Below are 15,482 nucleotides of genomic sequence, written 5' to 3' on the forward strand. Positions count from 1 at the left end.
CGTCCCGCTGACGACACGCGGAGATGCGGCCCCTGCATTGTTTTCGAACTGCAATGTCCCGAACTGCATTGTCCCGAACTGCTTTGTCCCCAACTGCGAGAAGAGGTAGCAGACGCTGTGTGTGGACTGCTCGGAGTACTGACATCTCACGGAACCACAGCCGCCGGCGTCGAGCTGGTTAGTTCGGCGACCCACTGCATGCGCCACCGAGGCCCGGATGAGCCCGGCGGTACCTGGCACGACGACGACGTGGTGTACGGCTTCAACAGATTGTCGTTCATCGACATCGAACATTCGCATCAGCCGATGCGGTGGGGGCCTCCGGGTTCACCCGATCGGTATGCGCTGGTGTTCAACGGCGAGATCTACAACTACCTCGAGCTGCGCGCGGAGCTGGCGCGCGATCACGGTGCCGAGTTCGCCACCGAGGGTGACAGTGAGTCGATAGTCGCGGCATTCCACTACTGGGGAGCCGACGCTGTGCAGCGTCTGCGCGGAATGTTCGCGTTCGCGATCTGGGACACAGAGACTCGCGAGATGTTTATCGCGCGGGATCCGTTCGGCATCAAGCCGTTGTTCTACGCCACGGGCCCGGGCGGAACCGCATTCGGCAGTGAGAAGAAGAGCGTTCTCGAGTTGATGGAGCTACTGGGCGTCGATCTCGACCTCGACCCGCGGGCCATCGAGCACTACACCGTGCTGCAGTATGTCCCGGAACCGGAGACGCTGCACGCAGGCGTCAGACGGCTCGAGTCGGGTTGCTACGCCACCCTCTCCCCCGGTACGTCACCGAAGGTCACCCGGTACTTCACACCGACGTTCCCGGTGAAGCCCTTCGCTCCCGGCAGCGAGAAGGCCCGCTACCAGGAAATTGCCGAAGCGCTCGAGGATTCGGTGGCCAAGCACATGCGAGCCGACGTCACCGTCGGCTCGTTCCTCTCCGGCGGTATCGATTCGACGGCCATCGCGGCTCTGGCAATCCGGCACAATCCGGATCTGATCACCTTCACCACCGGATTCGAGCGCGAGGGCTACTCCGAGGTCGACGTGGCAGCGGAGTCCGCGGCAGCCATCGGTGCCCGCCACGTCGTGAAGGTCGTCGGGCCGGAGGAATTCGCCGCATCCATACCCGAGATCGTCTGGTATCTGGACGATCCGGTCGCCGATCCAGCTCTCGTCCCGCTGTACTTCGTGGCCAAGGAAGCGCGCAAGCACGTCAAGGTGGTGCTTTCCGGAGAAGGCGCAGACGAGCTGTTCGGCGGGTACACCATCTACCGCGAACCGCTGTCGTTGAAGCCGTTCGAGTCGCTTCCCGCCTTCCTTCGACGCGCGGCCGGGTCGTTGAGCGATCGCATTCCCGAGGGGACGCGCGGCAAGAGCTTGCTGCACCGAGGATCGATGACCCTCGAGGAGCGCTACTACGGCAATGCGCGCAGCTTCAACGATGCGCAATTGCGGTCGGTACTACGTGAGTTCCGACCCGAGTGGACCCATCAGGACGTCACCGCGCCGATCTATGCACAATCACAGAATTGGGATCCGGTGGCTCGCATGCAGCATCTGGATCTGTTCACGTGGTTGCGTGGTGACATTCTGGTCAAGGCCGACAAGATCACCATGGCGAACTCACTCGAGCTACGGGTTCCGTTCCTGGACTCGGAGGTCTACAAGGTCGCCGAGAAGCTCCCGTTGGAGCAGAAGATCACCAAGCACACCACCAAGTACGCACTGCGGCAGGCCCTGGAGGGAATCATTCCCGGCCATGTACTGCATCGTGCCAAGCTGGGCTTCCCTGTGCCGCTCCGCCATTGGTTGCGCGGGACGGAGCTCTTCGACTGGGCTCGCCAACAGATCACCGATTCGCAGACCGATCATCTGCTGAACAAGGCTGCAGTCCTCGCCATGCTCGACGATCACCGCGCCGGCAAGTCCGATCACAGCCGTCGGCTGTGGACGCTGCTCATTTTCATGGTGTGGCACGGCATTTTCGTCGAGAAGCGCATCGTGCCGCAGATCGCGGAGCCGGACTACCCCGTCAACATCTGATCGGCAACGCCCTTCTCCCCCGGGATCAATGTGGATTCCAGTCGCCCAGATTGCAACAAGGCCACATTGATCCCGGTCAGGGAGACGCGATCTCACGCAGGTAGCAGGGCACCGATCTCGTCGCTCGCCTCTGCACCGTAGGCCGCGGTCAGACGCTTGATCGCGTCGTCGCGGTTCAGGTTCCATTCCTGAGTCCCGGTGGTCTCGAGAATCAGCACGGCCACGAGAGAACCGAGTTGCGCGGCGCGTTCGATGCTGGCTCCGGCCATGTGCGCGGTGAGGAAACCTGCTCGGAATCCGTCGCCCACTCCCGTCGGATCCACCTTGCTCGTCTCGGGTACGACTCCGATATGGGTGTGCTGTCCGCCCTTGGCGACGATATCGACACCGCGCTTGCCCAACGTGGTGACGCGTAGGTCCACCTTGTCGGCGATGTCTGCCTCGGACATGCCGGTCTTCTGTTTGAGCAGCGCCCACTCGTACTCGTTGGTGAAGAGATAGGCGGCACCCTCGATCAGCTCCGTTGCCTGCGCAGCGTCGAGCCGCGCGAGCTGCTGAGACGGGTCGGCCGCGAAGGGGATGCCCGCTGCCCGGCACTGAGCGGTGTGCGCTGTCATCGCATCGGGGTCGTTGGCACCGATCAGAACCAGATCCAGCTCGCGCTGCGCGGCCAGAGCCGAGATGGAGATATCCCGTGCCTCACTCATGGCACCGGGATAGAACGACGCGATCTGCGCCATGTCCTGGTCCGTGGTGCAGACGAAACGCGCGGTGTGTGCGGTGGCGGAAACACTCACGCCACTGCAGTCGACACCGTGCTCCTCGAGCCAGCCACGGTATTCGGCGAAGTCGGGTCCGACGGCCCCCACCAGCAAAGGTGTACCACCGAGGACTCCGAGCGCGTACGCGATGTTGCCGCCCACTCCCCCCTTGCGGACCACCAGGTCGTCCACCAGAAAGCTCAACGAGATGTTCGATATCTGGTCGGCGACGATCTGCTCGGCGAACCTTCCAGGGAATCGCATCAGATGGTCGGTCGCTATCGAGCCGGATACCGCGAGAGTCACGAAGAAGAGCCTTTCGAATCGGAAATGCTGGTTGGTCGACGGGCAGACACAACTGTGACCGATACACGCATGCGTGTATCGGTCACAGTCGAGGACGAGTCAGCTCAGTTGAACGAGTCGCCGCACGCGCACGAACCCGTGGCGTTCGGGTTGTCGATCGTGAAGCCCTGCTTCTCGATCGTGTCCACGAAGTCGATGGACGCACCCTCCACGTAGGGAGCGCTCATCCGGTCCACGGCCAGAGTTACCCCGCTGAAGTCGACCGCGAGGTCGCCGTCGAGGCTTCGGTCGTCGAAGAAGAGCTGGTAACGCAACCCGGCGCAGCCGCCCGGCTGCACAGCAATGCGCAGTGCGAGGTCGTCACGGCCTTCTTGATCCAGCAACGCCTTCGCTTTGGCCGATGCGGTCTCGGTCATGGTGACCTTGTGCGCCGTGGTCTCGGTCGATGTGGTCTCACTTGAAACGGTCATGGGCTCTCCCTATCAGTCGTACAAGACCCGTGAACTACTCAACCGTACTCCCGGTGCCTCTATTCCTCACGCCCGCCGCCTTGCAGTCGCGTCCCTGTCCACGACGCTGGTGGCGACATGGGCGGCGAGGAGCTCGAGCTGATTGGCCGCGTCGGACATTGCCAACTCCACCGATCCCGCGAAATCGCTGATCGAGTGTGCGGCCTCGATGCCCGCCGACGCCAGTTCGTCCCTCGTCAACGACACCTGGCCCGCAAGGACGATCGTCTCGACACCGGTCGCGCCACCGGCCGCGGCGATTCTGGTCACCAGCTTTCCGCGCAGCGATTGTGAATCGAACTTCCCCTCGCCGGTCAGCACCAGGTCGACGGTGTCGAGAAGATCCTGCTGTCCCGTGCGCTCGGCCACCACGACGGCACCGGGCTGCTGCGTGGCCCCGAGCGCGAACAATGCACTGCCGAGACCACCGGCCGCCCCTGCACCCGGTCGGTTCGCCACGTCGTGGCCGGCCGCGGACAGGACCCCTGCCCAGTCGGTGTTCAGCTCCTCCAGTCGGTCGACCGTTTCGGCGTCGGCCCCCTTCTGCGGTCCGAACACCCTGGCTGCGCCCCACTCGCCCAGCAGCGGATTCTCCACATCGGACGCGGCCACCAGGTCGATTCCCGACAATCGGGCCACCGCCGATTCCAGTCCGCCGAGCGCGCGCATCAGTCCACGACCGCCGTCGGTGCAGCTGCTGCCCCCGAGCCCCACGTAGATCGTTCGGGCCCCGCTGTCGATCGCCTTGTCGAGAAGTTGCCCGACGCCGTAGGTACTCGCTTTCGCCGCCGACAACGGGGTCGGCGGACCGTCGATCAGATGCAGTCCGCAGGCCTGCGCAGATTCGATGTACGCCGCCGTGCCGTCGAGCAACCAGCGGGCTCGAACACGGGTGCCGAGCGGTCCTTCGACGTCGGCAACCTGCACCGTGCCGATGCGCGAGGCCAACACCTCGACGAACCCCGGCCCGCCGTCGGATTGAGGAGCGAGTTCGACGTCGTCCTGCTGCCGAACCGATGCCCACCCCTTGGCGATGGCCTCGGCCGCGGCGGGGGCGGTCAGGGTGTCTCCGAACGAATCCGGTGCAATCATCACTCGCATCCCGAGAGTCTAGGACCGCACCGTGCGGCCGGCATCTGCTGCTGCACGAGCTGACCTGGCCGGTGTTCGATATCGAGACTCCATCCCATACTCTGGATGTGTGAAGCTGCTACGCCGTGGAAACTCCGATAATTCGGACGAACAGAACTCGAACTCTCCCGAGTCGACTGCGTCCGTGAACGAGGCCTCGTCTCCGGTGTCTCTCGGCAAGGGCCGACCGACCCCCAAGCGCCGCGACGCCGAGGCTCGGCGACGCGGACCGGTAGCTCCCGCGCCGCTGACCAGCAAAGAGGCACGCGAACGTCGCAAGGCGAACAAGGGCAGCAAGGAAGATCGCAAGGCTGCGTCCAACGAGCGCCGTGCAGCCGCAGCCGAACGCCGCGCACGCATGCTGGCCGGCGACGACAAGTACCTCCTTCCTCGCGACAAGGGTCCGGTACGTGCGTACGTCCGCGACATCGTCGATGCGAGGCGCAATCTCGTCGGGCTTTTCATGCCGCTGGCCCTGATCTTGATCTTCGCGCTGTTCCTGCAGCCTCAGGTGCAGCAGTACGTCACCCTCGGCATGTTCGTGATGATGCTGTTCATGGTCGGCGAGGGCATCTATCTCGGCAAGATGATCAACAACAGGATCCGGGTGCGGTTCCCCGAGACCACCGACGGTGGTTTCAAGATCGGTTGGTACGCCTTCGTCCGTGCGTCTCAGATCCGTAAGATGCGCGCGCCCAAGCCTCGGGTCAGTGCCGGCGACGCCGTCTGACGTCGGTGGGTGAACCGACTCGAACTCTCGTGCTCGGTGGTGCCAGATCCGGCAAATCCGGGCACGCGGAATCTCTTGCCGTCGTGGAGCCGGTTCGCTATGTCGCAACCGGACGGCGCAACGCCGACGATCAGGACTGGCAAAGCCGAATAGACGTGCATCGCGCGTCGAGGCCTGCTCACTGGAGCACAGTCGAATCCGTCACGACGCTCGCCCAGGTCGTCGCACAGCCGTGGCGCGGCACTACCGTCGTCGACGATCTCGGGACGTGGTTGACGGGCATGATCGACGACGCTGGGGCGTGGGAGCGTCCGCGCGGCACGATCGGACCGCGAGTCGACGAACTCGTGGGGGCAGTTGCCAGATGTACGTCCGATCTCGTGCTCGTCAGCCCTGAGGTCGGCCTGTCCGTGGTACCAGAGTCCCGTTCCGGACGGCTGTTCCGAGACGAGCTGGGGCTGCTCAATTCCCGGCTCGCGGGTGTGTGTGACAAGGTTCTGCTGGTCGTCGCAGGGCTGGCGTTGACCCTCAAGGAACCACCGGCGGACCTCATCACCGCGAAAGGCACAGAGTGACAAAACTTCCGGAAGATGGATCGGCGGTGTCGCCGTTTCGTCCGGTGACTCCTCCGTCCGATTCGGCCCGGTTGGCCGCCGAGGCCCGCCAGCAGGAACTCACCAAGCCCGCCGGTAGCCTCGGGCGACTCGAGACTCTGGGCGAATGGATTTCGTCCTGTCAGGATGCCTGCCCGCCGCGGGCGCTCGAGCGGGTCCGCGTGGTCGTGTTCGCAGGCGATCACGGCGTGGCAGCACACGGGGTGTCTGCCTACCCTCCCGAGGTGACGGCCCAGATGGTCGAAAATATCGGCGCAGGCGGGGCGGCGGTCAACGTGCTTGCGGCCATCGCCGGTGCCACGGTGCGCGTGGTGGATATCGCGGTCGACGCCGATACCGATCCTTCTGTGTCGGAGTTCAAGATTCGACGGTCCAGCGGATCGATCGATCGTGAGGACGCCTCGAGCGAGGACGAGGTGCGAGCCGCCGTCGCAGCAGGAGCCGCCATTGCCGACCAAGAGGTCGACGGCGGTGCCGATCTCCTCATCGCGGGCGACATGGGAATCGGAAACACAACTCCGGCAACAGTATTGATCGCCACCCTCACCGATACCGAACCGGTCGCCGCCGTCGGTCGCGGGACCGGAATCGACGATGCGGGGTGGATCAGGAAGACCGCGGCAGTCCGAGACGCCATGCGCCGAGCGCGTCCGGTCGCCAAGAACCCCCTCGACCTGCTGCGGGTTGCGGGCGGTGCCGATATCGCAGCACTCGCCGGATTCCTCGCACAGGCTGCGCATCGGCGCACGCCGGTCATTCTCGACGGTCTCGTCGTCACCGCAGCTGCGTTGGTGGCGGAGGACGGCGCGGCCGGGGCCCGGGAGTGGTGGGTTGCCGGTCATCGCTCGGCGGAGCCTGCTCATTCACTTGCGTTGCGCCACTTACGTTTCGACCCAATCGTCGAATTGGAGATGCGGCTGGGCGAAGGCTCGGGTGCGCTCGCGGCACTGCCGCTGGTTCGTGCGGGCGTCGCCGCGTTGAATTCGATGGCCACCTTTGCCGACTCCGGTGTCTCCACCGGTGAGCACAGCACCACCGACGAGCCCAGCACCGCAGACGAGCCGAGCACCACCGATGAGCACAGCAGCACCGAAGTCGACTGACTGTGCGCAAGCAAGCCGACGGACTGCTGCTCGCCTTCTCCTGGCTGACGGTGCTTCCGGTGCGCGGCCCCGATGATGTCGACAAGCTCAGCGCCGGCCGAGCCATCGCGTTCGCTCCGGTCGTCGGCCTCGCCCTCGGCGGAGTCTGGGCCGCCCTCACGTGGGCGTCGATTGCGTCGGGCCTGTCGCCCCTGCTCGGTGGCCTGCTCGCAGTCGCTGCCGCCGCGTTGCTGACTCGGGGGATGCATGTCGACGGATTGGCCGACACCGCAGACGGACTGGGGTGCTACGGACCTCCGGAGCGGGCGAGGGAAGTGATGAAGTCCGGCAGTGCCGGCCCGTTCGGGGTTGCGGCCATCGCCCTCGTCCTGACAGTTCAGGCCGCGGGCGTGGGCCAGCTCGCAGAACAGCAACTGTGGTGGGCCGTAGCGCTCGTGCCGGTGATCGGCCGAGTGTCGGTGGTGATTGCCTGCCGCCGCGGCACCGAGGCGTCGTCGCCGAACGGTTTCGGTGCACTCGTCGCAGGCACCCAGTCGACCGTGGTACCGGCTCTTTGGGTGGTTGCAGCAGTGGCGATGTCGTTGCTCGCACGACCCGACCACCCCTGGCAGGGACCGCTGGTGGTCGCTGCCGTCCTGACGCTCACGACGGTCGCCACTCGCCACTGCGTGCGACGGTTCGGTGGCCTGTCCGGCGACGTCCTCGGAGCCGGAATCGAGACCACCACAGCGTTGGCCGCGGTCGGTCTGCTGCTGGGGAGTTAGCGGAGCGTCGTCATCCAGCCGTGCGTGTCGGCAAACGTTCCACGCTGAATGCCGGTGAGTGTGTCGCGGAGTGCGAGTGTGATCTCACCGGGCTCGCCGCCGGCGATCTCGAACGCCCCTTCGGTGGACTTGACGCTGCCCACCGGTGTGATGACAGCTGCTGTGCCGCAGGCGAACACCTCGGTGATTTCGCCGGAGTCGGCACCCTTGCGCCACTCCTCGGTGGAAATGCGCCGCTCTTCGACGGGTATCCCCGCGTCGGTCGCCAGGGCCAGCAGTGAGTCGCGGGTGATGCCGGGAAGGAGCGATCCGGACAGCGAGGGAGTCACCAGGCGCGCGTCGGAGCCCGAGCCGAAGACGAAGAACAGGTTCATCCCGCCCATCTCCTCGACGAAGCGGCGCTCGGTGGCGTCGAGCCAGACAACCTGGTCGCACCCCTCGTCGCTGGCTTGCGCCTGCGCCAGGAGTGACGCGGCGTAGTTGCCGGCGAACTTCGCGGCACCGGTCCCACCCGGTGCCGCTCGAACGTACTCGGTGGACAGCCAGACGCTCACCGGCTTCACACCTCTAGGGAAGTACGCGCCAGCAGGCGAGGCGATCAACATGTAGCGGTAGGTGTCGGCGGGCCGCACACCCAATCCGGCTTCGGTGGAGAACATGTAGGGCCGCACATACAGCGCGTCTTCGCCGCCTGCCGCGGGAACCCAATCGTGGTCGAGCTCGAGGAGCTTTTCGATAGATCCGATGAACAGCTCGTCCGGCAACTCGGGCATCGCCAGACGGCGGGCCGAGGACCGGAAGCGCTCGGCATTGGAGTGCACCCGGAAGGTCGACAGATCGCCGTTCGGCTGACGGTAGATTTTCAGTCCCTCGAAGATGGCCTGGCCGTAGTGCAGCACCATCGCCGCCGGGTCGAGTTCGATCGGACCGTACGGCGCGATGGTCGCGTCGTGCCATCCATCCTCACCGGTGTAATCGATGTACACCATGTGATCGGTGAAGTGCTTTCCGAATCCGGGTGCAGCGAGCACCGCGTCACGCGCCGCGGGGGTGGCGGGAGAGGGATGCTGCACGTACCTGAACTCGGAAACACCTGTCATGCCGGAGATCCTATCGTCACCGCTACCGAGCTCTCGCGCGGTCATCTGGTCTTCGCCGCAACGAACGGCGGTGCGACCACTTCGCATCGCAGCGCTCGCCCACGAACGTCGACCTCGACCTCGGCGCCCACCGCCAGGGGTGCCTCGGCGTCGAGCATTGCCAGCGCGATACCCACCTTCAGTGACGGCGAGAAAGTTCCGGAGGTCGTCGTGCCGATGTCTTCACCGGACAGTCGAACGGTGAGGCCGGGGCGGAGTACACCGCGGTCGAGAGCCTTCAGACCACGCAGCGTTCGTGCCGGGCCGCCGGCCTTTTCTGCAGTCAGCGCCTCCTTGCCCCAGAATGTGTCCTTCTTCCACCCGATCGCCCAGCCGCACCGAGCTTGTAGCGGCGAGATGTCCAGTGAGAGTTCGTGTCCGTGCAGCGGGTATCCCATTTCGGTGCGCAGAGTGTCGCGCGCTCCCAGTCCGCACACCTGTCCCCCACGAGACCGCACCGCGGCCAGCAGGGCACGAAAGAGAGCGTCCACATCTGCCGCCGCTGGAACCAGTTCGTATCCGTGTTCGCCGGTGTACCCGGTTCGGCACACCCGCACAGCTACCGAGTCCCAAGTAGCGTCCTCGAACGCCATGTAATCCATATCGGTCGGCAGGCCCAGTTCCTGTAGCACCTCGGCCGCTTTGGGCCCCTGCACGGCCAACACTCCGAACTCCCGGTGTCGGTTCACCACCGACACACCCTCGGGTGCCTGCTCGGCCATCGCTGCGACGACGGCTGCGGTGTTGGCTGCGTTCGGTATCAGGAAGACGTCTTCTTCGGAGACGTAGTACGCGATGAGGTCGTCGACGACCCCGCCGGATTCGGTGCAACACAGTGTGTACTGCGCTTTACCCGGCTCGATCCGGCCCAGGTCGTTGGTCAGAACGGAGTTCACGAACGCAGCCGCGCCGGGCCCGGTGACCGACGCTTTGCCCAGGTGACCGACGTCGAACAGGCCCACGGTTTCCCGCACGGCGGTGTGCTCGACAACCACACCGGCATACGACACCGGCATGGTCCAACCGCCGAAAGGTGCAAAGGTCGCACCCAATTCGGTATGTACGGCGTGCAGCGGTCCTTCGATCAGGTCGGTGTCGGTCATGGCGGTCACGCTAGCTCACTTCAGGGCTCGTTCGGGCCCTGCGGACCGAGTTCGTCCCACGGTCCGCTGCACCACGGGTCGTCACTAGGATCGAGCTACCTACACGTCAACCCCTACAGGAGCAGCCACGTGCCTTCATCCTCGACGCCTTCCCGCACTCTCGGACCCGACCTGGTCCTCGCGGGCAAGCTCGACAAGAAAGTCGACGTTCTCGTCGTCGCACTGAGTACGAGTGACGACGGCCTCGAGCTCGCCATCGCCGACGACATCTCCGACGACGCCATTGCCGCCGAACTCCTCGACGCTTTCGAATCCGTCGGTGCCACCGGCAAAGCCGACGAGCTGGTTCGCGTCCCCGCTCCGTCCGGCCTCGACGTGTCGAGCGTCCTGGCAGTGGGCTTGGGGAACGCGGCCGACATCGACAGCGAACGAATTCGGCAGTCGGCCGGCACCGCGGCACGCTCGCTGAAGGGATGCGACACGGTCGCGACGACGCTGTCCGCACTCGATCTGGGAGCGGCCGCCGAAGGGTTCTTCCTCGGCGCGTACCAGTTCACCGAGTTCAAGTCCGCGCTCTCCGCACCGAAATCCGATGCTCTTCCACTCGCCCGCGTCGAGTTGCTCGTCGGCGACGCTCGCTCCAAAGATGCCAAGAACGAGCTGGCACGATCCGTCGCGATTGCCGAATCTGTCGCTGTCGCACGCGATTTCGTCAACACCCCACCGAGCCACCTGTATCCGGAGGAGTTCGCGGACCGCGCGAAGGTGCTCGGCACTGCGGTAGGGCTGAAGGTCGAGATTCTCGACGACAAGGCGTTGGAAAAGGGTGGCTACGGCGGCATTCACGGCGTCGGCAAGGGATCTTCGCGGCTCCCGCGCCTGGTTCGCCTGACCCACGCGGGCGGCAAGCGCGGTGCCAAGAAGGTTGCCTTGGTGGGCAAGGGAATCACCTTCGACACCGGCGGTATCTCGATCAAACCCGCTGCAGGCATGGAGAACATGACCTCGGACATGGGCGGTGCGGCTGCCGTGATCGCGACGGTGATCCTCGCCGCGAAGGTCGGGTTGCCACTCGACGTGATCGCAACGGTGCCCATGGCGGAGAACATGCCGTCGGGCACCGCACAGCGTCCCGGTGATGTGTTGACCCAGTACGGCGGCATCACCGTCGAAGTCATCAATACCGACGCAGAGGGCCGGCTCGTACTGGCCGACGCGATCGTGCGTGCCTGCGAGGACGAGCCGGACTACCTCATCGACACCGCCACACTCACCGGTGCTCAGGTGGTGGCGCTCGGAAACAGGACCCCCGGCGTGATGGGTACCGACGATTTTCGCGACCGAGTCGCTGCGATCTCGCGCGCGATCGGTGAAAATGGCTGGGCCATGCCGCTACCGAAGGAGATTCGACGCGAGCTCGACTCGAAGGTGGCCGATCTCGCCAACGTCACCAACGGCCGGGCCGGCGGAATGTTGGCCGCTGCCCTGTTCCTGAAGGAATTCGTCGCCGACGGCGTCGAATGGGCTCACATCGATGTCGCGGGCCCGGCGTACAACACGGGAGGTCCTTTCGGTTACACCGGTAAGGGCGGCACCGGAGTTCCCGTGCGGACGATGTTCGCAGTCCTCGAGGACATCGTCGAGAACGGCTGATCGCGGAAGTCCGTGCACACGCGACTTTCGTGTGCACGGACTTCGATCACTCGTCGCGCTGCTGCTGTTCGCGCTTGTCGAGGATCTTCTTGCGCGCGTCGTGATCGCGCATTCGTTGGGGATAACCGGTCTTGCGCACGTCGTACACCGGAATCTTCAGGTCGGGTGCGATCTTTCGTGCATATTTTTCATCGAGTGGTCGCCGGGTCCATTCGCCGTCGTTCGCGACGAGCACCACGGTCAGCGGGGTCACGGTCGTTTTCGGCTCCACGTAGGCCTCCACGCCGATGCGGGCGGCCGTCCAATCGGCCAGGTACTGGGCGACCGACCCCTCCGGACCCCCTTTGGCGGTCCCGCCGCGTCGTTTGAGTCGATCGAACAATCCCACGAGAACATCCCTTTCGTACGGCTGTGGATTACCGGCGTTGCAACCGGAAATGTTGTTACCCGTCAGTTTGCCAGGCGTGTTGTGTGCCCTAGGGGAACGGCGAGGCGCTATCAATGGAAGGATGGCTGTAGAGGGTTCATCTCTCTTGATAGAGAACCAAGGCTCGTGAAGTGAGTGAGTGAATTGCCGAGAGGGAGTGTCGACGTGGGCGCTGCATCGAGCCGAACACGCTCGATCGGTATCCGGTGCACCGGCGTCTCCGTCGAACCGAATCACGCAACTCTCGTCCATGAACCCTGTTCCGCCAGCACAATGGTCTGCGACCACAAGTCGTAAGAACCACATCACCCGCATACAACTGTCGAGGAGTCAACAGACATGGCCTTCTCCGTCCAGATGCCAGCTCTCGGTGAGAGTGTCACCGAGGGAACTGTCACGAGGTGGCTCAAACAAGAAGGCGACACCGTCGAAGTCGACGAGCCATTGCTCGAAGTCTCCACGGACAAGGTCGATACCGAGATCCCGTCGCCTGCTGCCGGTGTTCTGACCAAGATCGTCGCCCAGGAAGACGACACCGTCGAGATCGGCGGCGAGCTTGCCCAGATCGGTGACGCTGACGAGGACTCCTCGTCCGACGCGCCGGCCGAGGATTCTGCGCCCGCCGAAGAGTCGGCACCCGCCGAGGAAGCTGCGCCCGAGGAGCCTGCCGAGGAGCCCACTCCCGCAGCCGAGCCGGAGCCGCAGGCCGAGGAAGAGGCACCCGCGGCAAGTGCATCGTCCGACACGTCGGGATCGTCCGACTCCTCGGGATCCGGCACGCCGGTCACGATGCCCGAACTGGGTGAGTCCGTCACCGAGGGAACCGTGACCCGTTGGCTCAAGGCTGTCGGCGACGAAGTTGCCGTGGACGAGCCGCTGCTCGAGGTGTCCACCGACAAGGTCGACACCGAGATCCCGTCTCCGGTCGCCGGAACCTTGCTGGAGATTTCGGCCGAGGAAGACGACACCGTGGCCGTCGGTGGTCAGCTGGCCGTCATCGGATCCGGTTCGCCGGCCGAGAAGGCCCCCGAGCCCGAGGCCACCCCGGAGCCCGAGGCCCCGAAGAAGGAAGAGCCCAAGCAGGAAGCTCCGAAGGCCGAGCCGAAGCAAGAAGCACCGAAGGCCGAGCCGAAGCAAGAAGCACCGAAGCAGGAGGCCCCCAAGGCTGCTCCCGCCAAGGAGCCGGCGTCGTCGGGCGATTCGAGCCCGTACGTCACTCCCCTGGTCCGAAAGTTGGCGTCGGACAACGACGTCGACCTGTCGTCGGTCAAGGGCACGGGTGTCGGTGGACGTATCCGTAAGCAGGACGTGCTCGCCGCAGCAGAGGCCAAGAAGGCCCCTGCCGCTCCCGCTGCGGCCGAGTCCGCCGCTGCGCCCGCCGCTGCGGCAAAGCCCGCCACGGCCGGTGTTCGCCCGGAACTCGCGCATCTTCGCGGCACCACGCAGAAGATCAACCGAATTCGTCAGATCACCGCGAAGAAGACGCGTGAGTCGCTGCAGACTTCTGCACAGCTGACGCAGACCTTCGAGGTCGATGTCACGAAGATCGCCGGTCTGCGTGCCAAGGCGAAGGCGACGTTCTCCGAGAACGAAGGCGTCAACCTCACGTACTTGCCGTTCTTCGCGAAGGCTGTCGTGGAGGCGCTCAAGGCGCATCCCAACGTCAACGCAAGTATCAACGAGGACGCGAAGGAGATCACGTACCACGCCGATGTCCACCTCGGTATCGCTGTGGACACCGAGCAGGGTCTGCTTTCTCCCGTCATCCACAACGCAGGCGATCTGTCGCTGGCAGGTTTGGCTCGGGCGATCAACGACATCGCAACTCGCGCCCGTTCGGGTGGACTGAAGCCGGACGAGTTGTCCGGTGGCACGTTCACCATCACCAACATCGGCAGCCAGGGTGCGTTGTTCGACACCCCGATCCTGGTTCCGCCGCAGGCGGCGATGCTGGGCACGGGCGCGATCGTCAAGCGTCCGGTCGTCGTCAAGGACGACTCGGGCAACGAGTCGATCGGTGTTCGCTCGATGTGCTACCTGCCGCTCACCTACGATCACCGACTGGTGGACGGGGCCGACGCGGGTCGCTTCCTGACGACGATCAAGCAGCGTCTCGAAGTGGCGTCGTTCGAGGCCGATCTCGGCCTGTAGGCGACCGGCGAGTCGCGCGCCTCACGTATTCTCGTATGAGCGCGACACATTCGCATCGGAGTCTCGACAAGTGGGGCACGAACCGAGCATCCGGGGCATCATTCGTTCGCGAATGGTGCCCCGGTCTGCGTCAAGGAGGCTTTCGTTCACATGCGCGTAGTCATTGCAGGATCGTCGGGATTGATCGGGACAGCCCTCGTCGCGGCATTGCGGGGTCGAAATCACGATGTCACGCGCCTGGTCAGGCGCTCACCGGCAGGACCGGACGAGTCGCAGTGGGACCCGTCGCGCGGGAGCATCGATGCGGCGACGCTCGACGGTGCCGACGCGGTGGTCAACCTCTGCGGTGTCGGCATCGGCGACAAGAGGTGGTCCGGTGCCTACAAGCAGTTGGTCCGCGACAGCCGTATCGCTCCCACGGAGGTACTGGCGCGAGCCGCGGCCGACGCGGGTGTTCCGACGTTGATCAACGCCAGTGGCGTCAACTTCTACGGTGACACCGGTGATCGAGTGGTGGACGAGACCGGACCGGTCGGCGAAGGATTTCTGGCCGAGGTCTGCCGTGATTGGGAGAACGCCACGTCCGCCGCGTCGGATGCCGGTGTCCGCACGATCATGCTGCGCAGCGGTGTGGTGCTGTCCCAGCGCGGCGGGATGCTGGGCAAGCTTCGCCCGCTGTATCTGTTCGCACTCGGCGGGCGCCTCGGCAGTGGGCGTCAGTACTTTCCCTGGATTTCGTTGGAGGACGAAATCGGAGCCATCGTCCACGGAATCGAGAACGACTCCCTGCGTGGACCGGTCAACATGGTGGGGCCGACCCCGGTGACGAACGCCCAGTTCAACAGTGCGATGTCGCGTGCGGTGCACCGCCCGGCACCGTGGGTGGTCCCCGGCTTCGCCCTGAAGGCAGTCATCGGCGAATTCGCGGAGGAAGCGATACTCACCGGCCCACGCGCCATTCCCAAGGCGCTGGAGGACGCGGGCTACACCTTCGAACACAACACTGTGGGCGAGGCACTGCGAGTGGCTGTGGGCAGCTGACGCG

14 protein-coding genes are annotated in these 15,482 nt (G+C 65.0%); 8 read left to right on the plus strand and 6 right to left on the minus strand.

Annotated elements, in window-relative coordinates; genetic code table 11:
* Window positions 1–117: 117 nt before the first annotated feature.
* Entirely contained in the window at window positions 118–2,046 is a 1,929-nt protein-coding gene (gene asnB / locus ACIGGF_RS00895; RefSeq protein ID WP_397519567.1) for an asparagine synthase (glutamine-hydrolyzing), read from the plus strand.
* A 92-nt stretch (window positions 2,047–2,138) separates the two neighbouring features.
* Here the strand turns inward: asnB and ACIGGF_RS00900 are convergent, their stop codons facing one another.
* From ACIGGF_RS00900 to ACIGGF_RS00910, 3 genes are all read right to left on the minus strand, one after another.
* On the minus strand, window positions 2,139–3,113 hold the full coding sequence (locus ACIGGF_RS00900; RefSeq protein WP_397519568.1) for a carbohydrate kinase family protein: 975 nt from the start codon (window positions 3,111–3,113) through the stop codon (window positions 2,139–2,141).
* 104 nt (window positions 3,114–3,217) lie between these two features.
* A complete protein-coding gene (locus ACIGGF_RS00905; RefSeq protein WP_397519569.1) occupies window positions 3,218–3,583 on the minus strand; it encodes a HesB/IscA family protein in 366 nt (121 codons plus the stop codon).
* A 66-nt stretch (window positions 3,584–3,649) separates the two neighbouring features.
* Entirely contained in the window at window positions 3,650–4,723 is a 1,074-nt protein-coding gene (locus tag ACIGGF_RS00910) for a glycerate kinase (protein ID WP_397519570.1), read from the minus strand.
* Window positions 4,724–4,823: 100 nt separating this feature from the next.
* Between ACIGGF_RS00910 and ACIGGF_RS00915 the strand changes: the two genes are divergently transcribed.
* From ACIGGF_RS00915 to ACIGGF_RS00930, 4 genes are read left to right on the plus strand one after another with little or no spacing between them, the layout of a single operon-like run.
* A complete protein-coding gene (locus ACIGGF_RS00915; RefSeq protein WP_397519571.1) occupies window positions 4,824–5,483 on the plus strand; it encodes a DUF3043 domain-containing protein in 660 nt (219 codons plus the stop codon).
* A 5-nt stretch (window positions 5,484–5,488) separates the two neighbouring features.
* Window positions 5,489–6,058, plus strand: coding sequence for a bifunctional adenosylcobinamide kinase/adenosylcobinamide-phosphate guanylyltransferase (cobU, locus tag ACIGGF_RS00920; RefSeq protein ID WP_397519572.1), 570 nt, complete (start codon window positions 5,489–5,491; stop codon window positions 6,056–6,058).
* Complete coding sequence (gene cobT / locus ACIGGF_RS00925) at window positions 6,055–7,200, plus strand: nicotinate-nucleotide--dimethylbenzimidazole phosphoribosyltransferase (protein ID WP_397519573.1); 1,146 nt, start codon at window positions 6,055–6,057, stop codon at window positions 7,198–7,200. Before cobU ends, cobT begins: the two co-directional genes overlap by 4 nt.
* Window positions 7,201–7,202: 2 nt before the next feature.
* Window positions 7,203–7,964 carry an adenosylcobinamide-GDP ribazoletransferase gene (locus ACIGGF_RS00930; protein ID WP_397519574.1) on the plus strand — a complete coding sequence of 254 codons (762 nt, stop codon included), beginning with the start codon at window positions 7,203–7,205 and terminating at the stop codon, window positions 7,962–7,964.
* On the opposite strand, the gene ACIGGF_RS00935 is transcribed toward ACIGGF_RS00930, so the two are convergent.
* Both ACIGGF_RS00935 and gcvT read right to left on the minus strand, forming a co-directional pair.
* Window positions 7,961–9,064, minus strand: coding sequence for a branched-chain amino acid aminotransferase (locus ACIGGF_RS00935; protein ID WP_397519575.1), 1,104 nt, complete (start codon window positions 9,062–9,064; stop codon window positions 7,961–7,963). The genes ACIGGF_RS00930 and ACIGGF_RS00935 overlap by 4 nt on opposite strands.
* Window positions 9,065–9,105: 41 nt before the next feature.
* Complete coding sequence (gene gcvT / locus ACIGGF_RS00940) at window positions 9,106–10,206, minus strand: glycine cleavage system aminomethyltransferase GcvT (protein ID WP_397519576.1); 1,101 nt, start codon at window positions 10,204–10,206, stop codon at window positions 9,106–9,108.
* Window positions 10,207–10,335: 129 nt separating this feature from the next.
* On the opposite strand from gcvT, the gene ACIGGF_RS00945 reads away from it, so the two are divergent.
* Window positions 10,336–11,859 carry a leucyl aminopeptidase gene (locus ACIGGF_RS00945; protein ID WP_397519577.1) on the plus strand — a complete coding sequence of 508 codons (1,524 nt, stop codon included), beginning with the start codon at window positions 10,336–10,338 and terminating at the stop codon, window positions 11,857–11,859.
* Window positions 11,860–11,905: 46 nt separating this feature from the next.
* Here the strand turns inward: ACIGGF_RS00945 and ACIGGF_RS00950 are convergent, their stop codons facing one another.
* On the minus strand, window positions 11,906–12,247 hold the full coding sequence (locus tag ACIGGF_RS00950) for an oxidoreductase (protein WP_397519578.1): 342 nt from the start codon (window positions 12,245–12,247) through the stop codon (window positions 11,906–11,908).
* A gap of 378 nt (window positions 12,248–12,625) precedes the next feature.
* On the opposite strand from ACIGGF_RS00950, the gene sucB reads away from it, so the two are divergent.
* Complete coding sequence (gene sucB, locus ACIGGF_RS00955; protein WP_397519579.1) at window positions 12,626–14,437, plus strand: 2-oxoglutarate dehydrogenase, E2 component, dihydrolipoamide succinyltransferase; 1,812 nt, start codon at window positions 12,626–12,628, stop codon at window positions 14,435–14,437.
* Between the two features lie 150 nt (window positions 14,438–14,587).
* On the plus strand, window positions 14,588–15,478 hold the full coding sequence (locus ACIGGF_RS00960) for a TIGR01777 family oxidoreductase (RefSeq protein ID WP_397519580.1): 891 nt from the start codon (window positions 14,588–14,590) through the stop codon (window positions 15,476–15,478).
* The last annotated feature ends 4 nt before the right edge of the window (window positions 15,479–15,482 follow it).

This window comes from Rhodococcus sp. NPDC078407 (assembly GCF_044542515.1).
Classification (GTDB): domain Bacteria; phylum Actinomycetota; class Actinomycetes; order Mycobacteriales; family Mycobacteriaceae; genus Rhodococcoides.

Excerpts from the sequence above, each read along its gene's own strand:
- ACIGGF_RS00905 (WP_397519569.1), bottom strand. The coding sequence starts at position 3,583 with ATGACCGTTTCAAGTGAGACCACATCGACCGAGACCACGGCGCACAAG.
- ACIGGF_RS00910 (WP_397519570.1), bottom strand. The coding sequence starts at position 4,723 with ATGCGAGTGATGATTGCACCGGATTCGTTCGGAGACACCCTGACCGCC.
- ACIGGF_RS00935 (WP_397519575.1), bottom strand. The coding sequence starts at position 9,064 with ATGACAGGTGTTTCCGAGTTCAGGTACGTGCAGCATCCCTCTCCCGCC.
- gcvT (WP_397519576.1), bottom strand. The coding sequence starts at position 10,206 with ATGACCGACACCGACCTGATCGAAGGACCGCTGCACGCCGTACATACC.
- sucB (WP_397519579.1), top strand. The coding sequence starts at position 12,626 with ATGGCCTTCTCCGTCCAGATGCCAGCTCTCGGTGAGAGTGTCACCGAG.
- ACIGGF_RS00960 (WP_397519580.1), top strand. The coding sequence starts at position 14,588 with ATGCGCGTAGTCATTGCAGGATCGTCGGGATTGATCGGGACAGCCCTC.